8 protein-coding genes and 1 pseudogene are annotated in these 12,357 nt (G+C 55.1%); 2 read left to right on the top strand and 7 right to left on the bottom strand.

Going from position 1 to position 12,357, the window contains the following annotated elements:
• Positions 1-4: 4 nt before the first annotated feature.
• The 6 genes and pseudogenes from DB48_RS06480 to DB48_RS06505 form a co-directional block, all read right to left on the bottom strand.
• Positions 5-1,645 (bottom strand): BatD family protein, encoded by a 1,641-nt coding sequence (locus DB48_RS06480; RefSeq protein ID WP_041509447.1) that lies wholly within the window; start codon positions 1,643-1,645, stop codon positions 5-7.
• A pseudogene (locus DB48_RS06485) lies at positions 1,639-3,686 on the bottom strand (VWA domain-containing protein). Before DB48_RS06485 ends, DB48_RS06480 begins: the two are co-directional and overlap by 7 nt.
• Positions 3,683-4,687, bottom strand: coding sequence for a vWA domain-containing protein (locus tag DB48_RS06490; protein ID WP_041509448.1), 1,005 nt, complete (start codon positions 4,685-4,687; stop codon positions 3,683-3,685). The pseudogene DB48_RS06485 and the gene DB48_RS06490 overlap by 4 nt, the downstream one beginning before the upstream one ends.
• A complete protein-coding gene (locus DB48_RS06495; RefSeq protein WP_041509449.1) occupies positions 4,675-5,169 on the bottom strand; it encodes a DUF4381 domain-containing protein in 495 nt (164 codons plus the stop codon). The genes DB48_RS06490 and DB48_RS06495 overlap by 13 nt, the downstream gene beginning before the upstream one ends.
• Positions 5,170-6,099, bottom strand: coding sequence for a DUF58 domain-containing protein (locus tag DB48_RS06500; RefSeq protein WP_041509450.1), 930 nt, complete (start codon positions 6,097-6,099; stop codon positions 5,170-5,172).
• Positions 6,099-7,055: an AAA family ATPase gene (locus tag DB48_RS06505; protein WP_041509451.1), complete on the bottom strand. Its 957-nt coding sequence runs from the start codon at positions 7,053-7,055 to the stop codon at positions 6,099-6,101. Before DB48_RS06505 ends, DB48_RS06500 begins: the two co-directional genes overlap by 1 nt.
• 409 nt (positions 7,056-7,464) lie before the next feature.
• On the opposite strand from DB48_RS06505, the gene fadI reads away from it, so the two are divergent.
• Both fadI and fadJ read left to right on the top strand, forming a co-directional pair.
• Positions 7,465-8,775, top strand: a complete 1,311-nt coding sequence (gene fadI, locus DB48_RS06510; RefSeq protein ID WP_041509452.1) for an acetyl-CoA C-acyltransferase FadI — start codon at positions 7,465-7,467, stop codon at positions 8,773-8,775.
• A 4-nt stretch (positions 8,776-8,779) separates the two neighbouring features.
• A complete protein-coding gene (gene fadJ / locus DB48_RS06515) occupies positions 8,780-10,900 on the top strand; it encodes a fatty acid oxidation complex subunit alpha FadJ (protein ID WP_041509453.1) in 2,121 nt (706 codons plus the stop codon).
• A 799-nt stretch (positions 10,901-11,699) separates the two neighbouring features.
• Here fadJ and DB48_RS20380 read toward each other — a convergent pair.
• Positions 11,700-12,296: a hypothetical protein gene (locus DB48_RS20380; protein WP_082035594.1), complete on the bottom strand. Its 597-nt coding sequence runs from the start codon at positions 12,294-12,296 to the stop codon at positions 11,700-11,702.
• Positions 12,297-12,357: the final 61 nt, after the last annotated feature.

The following is a 12,357-nucleotide window of genomic DNA, read 5'->3' on the forward strand; positions in this document are numbered from 1 at the left end:
GTTGTTAGAGGGGATTTAACGGGCTTAAGGCAGATTGTGTGCTGTGTGGCGCCGCTTTGGGGGCATTTTTCACCGCGCGGATCACCTTTTCACAGTCTAGCCCCTGGCTATCGGGGCTGTATCCCTGACGCTGTATGGCTTGGATCGCCTGGTCTAGCTCGAAGCTTACGGCCGCGATATCTGTCAGGGTCAGCGGCTTGCCCGCCTGCTGGCTCATGTGACGCTGCAGGGTAACCAGTGCCTCGCCCGTCTTGCCTTGGCGGCAGGCGGTTTCAAATTGGCGCAGCGCATCTGAGTCCATGGGCGCAGGGTGTGCAGCGTCCCTGTTTGCGTTGCTCGGCACGGAGCGATAACGATAGCCCTGGTAGTGGCGATACCACAAGAGCATAGTCGCCAACCATAGCAAGGCAAACAGTGCGCTGATGCCGGGCCAATAGTTTGTTGTAGCGGCCTGAGCATCTGTTGTCACGACCAGCGGACTCTGCTGGCTAGTGCTTGCCGGTGCCACACTGATGGTGCGGGCGGGCAGGGTGGCAAACTCCTGTTTCTGGGTGCGGCTGTTCCACCAGGGAATGCGGATAGCGGGCAGGGTATAGCTACCTGGCTGAGTCGGCACTATGGCCGTGGTCTGGTTGAGCTGGGCAACCACCTGTTTCTCACGCACATAGGTCTTGCGTTGAGGCTTTTCCGGATAGACCTTAAAGGATTCTGGTAGATCTAGGGTGATCCCCGGTAGGCTGGTATCGTCGGCGTTGGAGGCCAGCAGGCTGATGTTACGTGTGATGGGCACGCCGACCTGGTATTGGGCATCTTTCTTCCAGTCCTCTTTTAACACCACGAGATCGCTCACTAGCCAGTCACCCTGATAAGTTTCTGGGATGGGCAATACCTCGATGTCGCTCGGGGCGGCCTTGGCCTGCATGGGGCGGCTCTCGTTAAAGGAGAACATGCCGCCGCGGCGGGAGGATTCGACTAACACATCGCCAGAGAAGCTGGCGCCGGCAAGCGACAGTGTGCCTGGCTTATCGGCGATCAGGCTATAGGTTCGCTCGATCACCCGGTAGCGGCGGCCATCGATGATCTCTGTGCCGTCGATGTCGTCACCCAGTTGTTTGAGCTGAGCGCCCTCGACATTGGGCGCACTGAGTACGCCGCGTTGCAGCTCGACGCCCAGGTAAAGCTTCACCTTATAGGTGATCAGTTGCCCCACATAGGCGGTCTCGGTGGAGACGCTACTGCGGATAAACAGGTTCTTCATCTGCTCGGGTTGGCTACCGGGGGCCGCCACCTTGAGTTCTATAGGAGCAGAGCTGACGTTGTCTATGGTCATGGCGGGGATGATCACTGTGCCGGTTTTCTTGGGGGCAAGCAGGATCTGCCAGCGGGTCTCCTTGCTGGCGTCGAAGTTCATGATCTGGGTGCTGCGGCTGACACTGGTGCGTCCGACGATGAAGTCTTTTAGCAACCCACTGGTGTCCAGGCTGGCGTTGTCCACATCGTCATCGGCCTTGATGCTAAGCACCAGATATTCCCCCTGGATGGCGGGGTTTCTGTCTACCGAGGTTTCTACCTTGGTTAAGGCATAGGCTGGTGCTGACAGGCTGAGTGCCAAACAGGCTAAGGTCAAAAAGCGTCGTATTACCACTGTTGATTGTCCTTTATGGTCGCGCCCTGACGGCGGCGTTTTTGATATTCCAGTTGCATCTTGTTGCGCAGCAAGACCTGAGGGTCATCGACCACCCCCGAGAGGCCGCGCTGCATCTCGGGGGGCAGATCCTCTGGCGCAATCGCATTGGTTAGGGCCGCAGCAGGTTCGCCTTGTTCATCTGACTCGTCTGCTTTTCCCTGGGTCATCTTGCTTGCCTGAGCTTGGTCTTGCCCCATCTGTTGTCCGGCATCGCTTTGACTCGCATTAGCATCCGCTTGGTTACTGGCGTCCTCTTGGTTATTGGCCTGTTGAGCCGGATCGGCGCTCATCTGAGCATCATTTGGCGTGCCTGACTGTTGCTCCCCCTGAGACGGGTTATCCTGACCGGTATTTTGCGATGCTTGCTGGTCAGCTTCTTGTTGCGAGCCTTGCTGTTGTGACGTCTGGCCATCCTTTTCTTGAGCGTTTTGCTCCTGTGAGCCATCACCTTGAGAGCCATCACTTTGTGAGTTGTCGCCAGATTGCTGGTCGCCATCGCTGGTCTGTTGGCTCTGCTCCTGTCCGCTACCCTGTTGTCCGTTCGCGTCCTGGCCTTTGTTTTGATCAGAGTTACTTTGATCAGCGTTACTTTGATCAGAGTTATCTTGGGACTGATTCTGATCAGATTGCTGCTGATCCGATTGGCCTTGGTTATCTTGCTGCTGTTTAAGCTGCTCAGCTAACTCAAGGTTTTGTTTAGCCTGGCTGAGCTGGGGATCTTTATCCAGCGCCTGTTGATAGCGCTCGATGGCCTTGTCGAGTTCATTGAGCTGCATCAGGCTGTTGCCCTGATTAAACAGGCCACTTGCCGAATCATCTTGCTCGAACAGTTCCAGTGCCTGTTGATAGTCGCCACTCTTATACAGGGAGGAGGCCTTCCATTGAGGCGAGTCAAACTGCTCGGCCGCCGCTTGGTAGTCTTGCGCCTGATAGGCCTGCATGGCCCGCTGATCGTCAGTAGTAAACGGATGTTGCCAGCTGGCAGCCTGCGCCTGTGGGCTAGGGGAGAGGAGCATCAGACAGGCCAGAGCGGGTAGGGCATGCCTGAAGCTCAGTAGCGCTGGCAGCAGCAGGAGCAGCGCCAGATAGGGGCCGAGATCTTGCCAGGCTTCCCCTTGGCGATCTGACGTCTTGGCATCGCTTTCCTGGCTCAGGCTTTGCGTCAGTGCCTCGAGATCTTTGCCATCGGCGCGGTAGGCAAACAACTTGCCACCACTCTCGCCAATCAGGCTGCCAAGATCATTGAGATGGGTTTGACTGACCACCACCTGATCACTTTTGTCGCGCATCAGTTGTCCATCCGGCAGGCGGATGGCCGCGCCCTGGGCCGTGCCCATGGCGATGATGGAGAGGCGATACTGGGTATCTTCCAATATCGACTTGGCCTCGCCTATTTGCACTGGCTCGACGCCGTCGGCCAGTAGGATGATCTCGCCCTTAAGATGACCACCTTGGATCAGTAGCTGCTTGGCCTGCTTGAGCGCCGCAGGCAGATTCGACCCCAGCACGGGCATGATCTCCGGCGACAGGGTCGGTAACAGGTTTAGCAGGGTAGATTGGTCTCGGGTCAGTGGGCTGATGGTAAAGGCATCGCCGGCGTAGGCGACCAGACCTGTCTCGCCCTCCTTGAGGCTCTTGATGAGATCCGTTGCCTTAAACTTTGCCTGAGTTAATCGGTTAGGAGCCAGATCGGTGGCGTACATGGACAGCGACATATCCATGACGATCACCCGGCCAGGTTGGACTCGAATACCGGCAGCTTCTGTTTAGTCAGCGCCGGGCCTGATAACGCCAAGACGCCAACGAGCCAGATAAAGGCGACTAGGCCAAGATGTTGTTTCTTGTTGGCCGCCTGGCCACTCACCAACACCTTGGCCAGATGGGGCGCGATATAGCGATTCCAGCTCGAGGCCTGGTGCTGATGGCGTCTTTGTAGCCAGAGCAGCAGGGCCAGTGGAATGAGGGCCAGTAGCCATTCGGGACGGAGGAAATGGATCATGAGGCGCTCCGTGGGAAACGTTGAACTAAGGCCTGCACGGCAGCTAGGCCGCTTAACATCATGAGAACCGTTATCAGCAGGGCGACAGCCAAGGGATAATAGAAGAGTTCGGCCTGTGGCCGATAGCTGAGTTGGTCGCTGTCGGTGGGCTCGAGTTTGTCTATCTCTTGATAGATCTGCTCTAGCTCATCCGAGTTGCGCGCCCGGAAATAGCGCCCCTGGGTTTTCTGTGCCAGCAGGGTGAGCTGCGCCTCGTCGAGATCCATCGACGGATTGACGCGCTCCTTGCCAAACAGGGTGCGGCGCTCCATCACCTCGGCGCCCACCCCTATGGTGTAGATGGTTACGCCCCGCTTGGCGGCGATATCGGCGGCCTGCTCGGGCGTAATGCTCCCCGAGTTATTTGAACCGTCGGTGAGCAGGATAAGCACCCGGTTGCTCTGCTCGGCCTTGTCGAAGCGTTTAACCGCAAGGGCGATGGCCTCGCCGATGGCGGTCTGCTTACCGACCAGACCAATTTGTGCCTCGGTAAGGAATTGGGCCACCGAGCGTCTGTCCTGGGTGAGCGGCGCCTGCAGATAGGCGTGATCGGCAAATAGGATGAGCCCCAGTTTATCGCCCTTGCGGCGCTCGATAAACTCGCTCATCACCTTCTGTACCATGGTAAAGCGATCGACCGTCTTTGTGTTTAACACCATGTCCTCTATCTGCATACTGCCTGACAGATCCACCGCCAGCATGAGGTCACGCCCCTTGCTCGGCAGCTCGATGGCATCGCCAACCCATAGGGGGCGGGCGACGGCGCAAACCAGCAGCGTCCACACCAACCAATAGGGCCAGCGACTGCGGTTAGGGGAATTATCGAGTGTGAGGCTCTGCGCCTCACCGACGCCGGGCATCTGCAGATGCCCGCCAACCTTCTGCTGTGCTTGTTTGCTGCGGCGAAAGATTAAGGGAAGCGGCAATAAAACCAGCAACCAAGGCCAGGCTAGTGTGAACATAATGCCTCCTTGTCAGCCTTTAGCGGCAGCGCCTGCTGCAGCCAGACTTTGGCACCGCTCAAAAGTTGTGTGGCTTCCTCTTGCGTGAGGTGCGCGGACTGATAACGCTTCTCCAAGAGGCTTGGCAGCTTAGGGTCCATGGTTGGCAGCTGGGCGCTTAGCCAGGCATACCAGTCGTCTCCCTGTAGGGAGGCGACCTGCTCGCGAGGCAGATAGCTCATGGCGCTGCGTTTAAGCAGGCTGTTGACCGTTAGTGCTAACAAGGGATCGTCGGGTGTTACTGCAGCAAGAAGCTTTAGCGCCTCGCGTTTGGCCGCCAGTTGTTTGCCTCTGCGTTTGACATAGATGAACAGGGCGGCGATCAGGATAATCAGTAGCAGGGCTAAGAGGTAATAGCCGTAGGCGAGGGGCCAGAAGCCGATAGGCTCAGGGGTGATGATATCCTGCATCTTGGCTAGTGCAGGTTGACTTGCCGCTTGCATCTACCTTAGGGCTCCGATTTGTTGGTTTAACGGCTGGGCCGCGTCGATGCGTCTTGGCCGTGCGTTGATCTGATTCATCATGGTGATAAATCCCTGTTGCTGTTTTTGTTGCTGATTGAGCCAGGCATCGTAGCTGCGCCTGTCCAGCATTAGCTCCTTATCGCCATCCCTGACCGGGAATTGGAACTGTGGTGGCAGCTTAAGGGTGCCTTGCCTGAGGGGATCTGTGATCAGAAAGGCGCCGATATCACAATGGCGTTTTAGCTCGCTCAGTGGCCCCAGACATTGGGGGCTGAAATGGCTGCCGTCACTGATGATCCAGATAAGCGAACCGGGTTTGGCGATCCGTCTCAGGCGTTGGCAGGCCTTGAAGATATGCTCAGGCTGTTTCACTGGCTGATCGAGCTGGCTTAGTTGCCGCTGGTGCACCTGCTCCATGGCCGAAATGAGTGCCAGCATGCCTCCTTGGCGGCTACGAGGCTTAAGTTCAAGGTGTTCGGTCTCACAGGCGATTAGGGCGCCGAGGCGATCGCCGTGACCGACGGCCGCCCAGCCCAAGGTCGCGGCCAGGTGAGCCGCCTGCACCGACTGCAGCATAAGGCTGGAGCCGAAATAGAGGCTATGGCTGAGATCCAGCAGTAGCAACACCGGACGCTCGCGCTCCTCGACAAACAGTTTGGTATGGGCCTTGCCGGTTCTGGCGGTTACTCGCCAGTCTATGGTGCGCACGTCGTCGCCGCTCTGGTAATGGCGCACCTCGGCAAACTCCATGCCCCGTCCCTTGATGCTGCTGGCTCTATGGCCGGCCAGTGCCGCTCGCGCCTTGGTCTTGCGTTCGGGCAGGGCCCTGGCGATATTCTGGCAGGCTAACAGCTCTTTCTGGTTGAGGGAGACGCCATCGGCAAATAGTGGTAAAGCCTTCTGTTCCATTAAGGCACCGCTACCTGACTGAGAATATGGTTGATCACCTGATCGCTGCTCACTCCTTCGGCCTGTGCCTGATAGCTAAGGAGCAGACGGTGGCGCAGCACATTTGGCACCACGGCTTGAATATCTTCCGGCGAGACAAAGTCGCGCTCCATCAGCCAGGCCCGGGCGCGGGCGCAGCGCTCGATGGAGATGGTCGCACGTGGGCTGACACCATATTCTAGCCAGCTGGCCAGCTCGTCACTGTATTGTTGCGGCTGACGGGTGGCCATCACGATATTGACAATATATTGCTCCAGCGGCTCGGCCAGATAGATGTCGAGCGCGGCCTTACGGGCGGCGAACACTTCCTCCTGGGCGATGGGCTCGACCCTTGGCAGTTCTTGAGTGATGGCCTCGCTGCGCGACAGGCGCATGATCTCAAACTCTGTTGCGGCGCTGGGGTAGTCCAGATTTAGGTGCATCAGGAAGCGATCCAGCTGCGCCTCGGGCAGGGGATAGGTGCCCTCGTTTTCCAGCGGGTTTTGAGTTGCCATTACCAGAAACAGCTTTGGCAGCTTGTAGCTTTGTTTACCGACGGTGACCTGACCCTCGGCCATGGCTTCCAATAGCGCCGATTGCACCTTGGCCGGCGCGCGGTTGATCTCGTCGGCCAAGATCAGGTTATGAAAGATAGGACCTGCTTCAAACTCGAAGGTGGCCGTCTGCGCGCGATAGATGTCGGTGCCGGTCAGATCCGCCGGCAATAGGTCTGGCGTAAACTGGATGCGGTGGAAATCTCCCTCGACCCCATCGCTGAGCGCCTTCACCGCGCGGGTCTTGGCCAGACCCGGTGGCCCCTCAACCAGTAAGTGACCATCGGCAATCAGTGCGATCAATAAGTTTTCGGTAAGAGTGGGTTGACCCAGAATCACTTTATCCAGGTATTCACGTAATGCATGAAATCGACTTAAGGGCATGATGCTACTCGGTATTATCTATTGTGTGAGCTGTAGACAGCGTATCGGGTAAAAAATTCAGTGATAAACGGCTTACCGCAACCTTGGGAGTGTCAGAAGACCTTGCGGGGCTTGGCGGCGCCAAATTTCAATCAGCAAAATAAGTTAGCATGCTTAAACGGGGAATAAAACCGACTTTAATGGCTAATTTGTATTTTATTAAACATTGTTAATCAACATCTTTTTCGATAATTGTCGTTTAAAAACCAAACAGGTGTTTAAAACCTTGAAATAAGAAGTTAGAATCAGATCACACTTTGATGGTCTGACCTGTTGCGAGCATGTAGCGAGATAGCTGGCGACGGGGTAGGGAAGAATAATAACGGCGTTAGTAGAAGCGTTTCTATCAGACGCGTCACGAGGGCAAAAGATGAGTGAACTACAGCAAGTAAGGAACGCGAAGGGCGATCGCATCGCGATAGTGATGGGGCTTAGAACCCCCTTTGCTAAGCAGGCGACCGCGTTTCATGGGGTGTCGGCATTGGATATGGGCAAGATGGTAGTCAATGAGCTGCTGTCGCGCTCGGAACTCGATCCGAAGGAGATCGAGCAGCTCGTTTACGGCCAGGTGGTTCAGATGCCTGCGGCGCCCAATATTGCCCGCGAGATAGTGTTAGGCACTGGCATGAATGTGGCCACCGATGCCTATAGCGTCACGCGTGCCTGCGCCACCAGTTTCCAGTCGACGGTGAATGTGGCCGAGTCCATCATGACGGGCAACATCGAGATAGGGATCGCCGGCGGTGCCGACTCCTCATCTGTACTGCCTATCGGTGTATCGAAGAAGCTAGCTCATGCCTTGGTGGATCTCAATAAGGCCCGTAGTTTTGGTCAAAAGTGGTCTATTATCCGTCGTCTCGGGCTGAAAGATCTGCTCCCTGTACCGCCGGCGGTGGCCGAGTACTCCACCGGCCTCTCTATGGGGCAGACCGCCGAGCAGATGGCCAAGACCTACAGCATTAGCCGCGCCGACCAAGATGCCTTAGCCCATCGCTCTCACACCCTGGCGACAGAGACCTGGGATTCGGGCCATCTGCGTGATGAGGTGATGGTGGCGCATGTGCCGCCATACAAGTCTTTCATCGACAGAGACAACAATATTCGCGAGAACTCTTCGCTGGACTCTTACGCCAAGCTACGTCCGGCGTTTGACCGCAAACATGGTTCGGTGACGGCGGCCAACAGTACGCCGCTGACCGATGGTGCCTCGGCGGTGCTCTTGATGAGTGAGAGCCGTGCCAAGGCCCTGGGCTATGAGCCGATTGGTTACATCAAGAGTTATGCCTTCAGCGCTATCGATGTGTGGGAAGATATGTTGATGGGGCCTTCCTATGCGACACCGCTGGCGCTTAAGCGTGCCGGCATGGAGCTCGAAGATCTTACCCTTATCGAGATGCATGAGGCCTTCGCGGCGCAGACCCTGGCCAACATGCAGATGTTTGCCTCGAAGAAGTTTGCCAAGGAGAAGCTGGGCCGCGATCGCGCCATCGGCGAGATCGATATGACAAAGTTCAACGTCTTGGGCGGCTCTTTGGCCTATGGTCACCCGTTTGCGGCGACCGGGACACGTTTGATCACTCAAGTTTGTCGCGAGCTGAAACGCCGCGGCGGCGGTACTGGCCTGGCAACGGCCTGTGCGGCGGGTGGTCTGGGTGCAGCTATGATTGTAGAAGTGGAGTGATCTCATGGAAAAGAGTTTTACATTAAATCGTCAGGATAACGGGATCGCCGTGCTCACCATGGATGTACCCGGTGAGACCATGAATACCCTGAGAGCCGAGTTTGGGCCAGAGATCTGCGAGATGTTGGCCGAGATTAAGAGCGACGCCAGCATTCGCGGCGTGGTGATCATCTCGGGTAAGAAAGATTCCTTTGTGGCGGGCGCCGACATCTCTATGCTCGATGCCTGCGCTACAGCCGAAGACGCCAGAGAGCTGTCGAAGCAGGGCCATGAAGTGTTTTTGGCCCTAGAGTCACTCTCTATCCCTGTGGTTGCTGCGATTCACGGTGCCTGTTTAGGCGGTGGCCTCGAGCTGGCGCTGGCCTGTCATCAGCGCGTGTGTACCGACAGTAAGAAGACCATGCTGGGATTGCCAGAAGTGCAACTCGGTCTGTTGCCCGGCGGTGGCGGCACTCAGCGTCTGCCTCGTCTGGTGGGGATTGCCAAGTCATTGGATATGATGCTTACCGGCAAGCAACTGCGCGCCAAGCAGGCATTGAAGCTTGGGCTGGTGGATGATGTGGTGCCCGAGTCAATCTTGCTACAGACGGCAATAGAGATGGCGCTAGCAGGTGCGCGTCCTGCGAAGAAGCGCAAGGTGCCAATGGTTGAGAAGCTGCTGGAAGGCACACCGGTTGGCCGTAACATCATATTCGATCAGGCACTCAAGCAGGTCAATAAGAAGACCCAGGGTAACTATCCTGCGCCAGAAAAGATCATCGACTGTGTGCGTCAGGGCGTGACTAAAGGCATGGTGAAAGGCCTCGAGGTGGAGGCGCAGCATTTTGGCGATCTCGTGGTCTCGAGCGAGTCGGAAGCTTTGCGTAGCATCTTCTTTGCGACCACAGAGATGAAGAAGGAAACCGGCGCCGGTGACGTATCGCCTCAGGCTGTCAACAAGGTGATGGTATTGGGCGGTGGCTTGATGGGCGGTGGTATCGCCTCTGTCACCACCACTAAGGCCAAGATACCTGTGCGGGTGAAAGATATCAGCGAAACCGGTTTGAGCAATGCGCTGGCCTATGCCTATAAGCTGCTGGCTAAAGGGGTTAAACGCCGTCATATGACACCGGCGGTGCGCGATAACCTGATGGCGCTGATGACCACCACCACAGAATATAAAGGCATCAAGGATGCGGATATGGTGGTGGAAGCCGTATTTGAAGATCTCAAGTTGAAACATCAGATGGTGCAGGATGTTGAGCGTGAATGTGGCGAGCACACGATTTTTGCCTCTAACACGTCATCGTTGCCGATCAAGCAGATCGCCGAGGCCGCCGAACGTCCCGAAAACGTCATTGGCCTGCATTATTTTTCGCCGGTCGAGAAGATGCCTCTGGTCGAGGTGATTGCCCATGAGAAGACGTCACCAGAGACCATTGCCACCACGGTCGCCTTTGCCCGCAAGCAGGGCAAGACACCGATTGTGGTGAAAGATGGTGCCGGTTTCTATGTGAACCGTATTCTGGCGCTCTACATGAACGAGGCTGCGAATTTGCTACTCGAAGGCCAGAGCGTCGATCATCTGGATAAGGCGTTGGTGAAGTTTGGCTTCCCTGTTGGCCCCATGACCCTGCTCGACGAAGTTGGCATTGATGTGGGCGCCAAGATCTCACCGATTCTGGAACAGGAGCTTGGTGAACGCTTTAAGGCGCCGGCGGCGTTTGACAAACTACTGGCTGATGAGCGTAAGGGTCGTAAGAATGGTAAGGGTTTCTACCAGTATGGCGGCAAGTCTAAGAAGAAGCTGGTGGATGAGAGTGTCTACGGCGTGCTGGGTCTAACACCTGGTAACGGCGGTGAACCAAGAGCCTTGGCCGAGCGATGTGTTGTGCAGATGCTTAATGAAGCGGTGCGTTGTCTGGAGGAGGGGATTATCGCGTCACCAAGAGACGGCGATATAGGCGCGATATTCGGTATCGGCTTCCCGCCATTCTTAGGTGGCCCCTTCCGTTACATGGACTCACTGGGCGCCAAGCACTTGGTCGAAACTTTAAAACGTTATCAAGATCAGTTTGGTGAGCGATTCACACCTTGTGATCGCTTAGTCGAGATGGCCGAATCTGGCAGTAAGTTCTACGATTAGGGCATCTATAGTGTTAACAATGCGGCAACATAATGCCGCATTTTTTTTGCCTGAGGATTATTTTTGCCTGTTTTTTGTTCACCCACAGGCTGGTTTCGGTTATCATGCTGGGCTCGTTTGGCTGTTTACAGTCCTCTTGGCACCGTTGTTGTGAGGTAGTGTCTGTGGTGATATGCATTCTTGGTGTACTAATGGTGAGTAGCTTGGCTATGGGAAATATGGCTTTTCGTGCTGGGTTAGGGGTGAAACGCTGGGCCATGCTAGGGTTAATCATGGGGCCGGTAGCCTATCCGCTGCTGAGTACACATAAGCGATTCGCCCATAAGCGGGCCCAGGGAAAGCATAGCATTGCGATAAAGGCGTAGGGCAGCCTCTGTGGCCATGTAGATGTAGGCTAGGCGCAAATCTCTAATTATACCAATCGTAATAAACAATTGATCATTCTAGCTTGTTAAAACGCTCTATAACTGTATTAGTATTTTTAATTGTAGAATAACTACTTATCTAAAAATCCTGCTTTGTTCTCAAGCGTTTTTCCTGCGCTATTTCTGATCACATATTTACTGTGATTGGTATTAAAAGTCATATAGCAAGATCAAAAAAGGAGCCTTTAGTAGCTCCTTTTTTATGTATCTGGTTTTCGAAAGACGTTTGATGTCAATTAGTTCCACCAACCTTTAGCAGGGATCACCTCTAGGTGATTTAGGCCTTCTGGAAGCTGTACTTTTTTACGCTCTGGTTTGTGAGTAAGTCCTAGAGCTTTTTTCAATGAATCTAACATAATCATTCTCCTTAAGACTTAAGCAACGGCTGAGTTGATGAATTTGACGTGTGGGTAGCCAGCGACTTCGAGAGGTTTGAACTTAACGTGTGGGTAGCCAGCGGCTTCGACAGGCTTGAACTTAACGTGTGGGTAGCCAGCGACTTCGAGAGGCTTGAACTTAACGTGTGGGTAGCCAGCGACTTCGAGAGGCTTGAACTTAACGTGTGGGTAGCCAGCGACTTCGACAGGCTTGAACTTAACGTGTGGGTAGCCAGCGACTTCGATAGGCTTGAACTTAACGTGTGGGTAGCCAGCAACTTCGAGAGGCTTAAATTTAACGTGTGGGTAGCCAGCGACTTCGACAGGCTTGAACTTGACGTGTGGGTAGCCAGTAACTTCAAGAGGCTTGAACTTGACGTGTGGGTAGCCAGCGACTTCGACAGGCTTGAACTTGACGTGTGGATAACCAGCGACTTCGACAGGCTTGAACTTAACGTGTGGGTAGCCAGTTACTGCTAGTTGCTCAGTCTTCTGCCCCTTGATGTCAGACGTATTTGATACTTCTTCGGTATTAATATTTGCAGTTGATAAGCTTGTTGCTAAAGCGATGGCAGTAACTAGTCCGTTAATCATTGTCTTAATCTCTCAGGGTTATTGAAGTTATAGTGCCAACTATTCGTTGACGTCTGAGAGA

This window comes from Shewanella sp. cp20, from assembly GCF_000832025.1.
GTDB lineage: Bacteria > Pseudomonadota > Gammaproteobacteria > Enterobacterales > Shewanellaceae > Shewanella.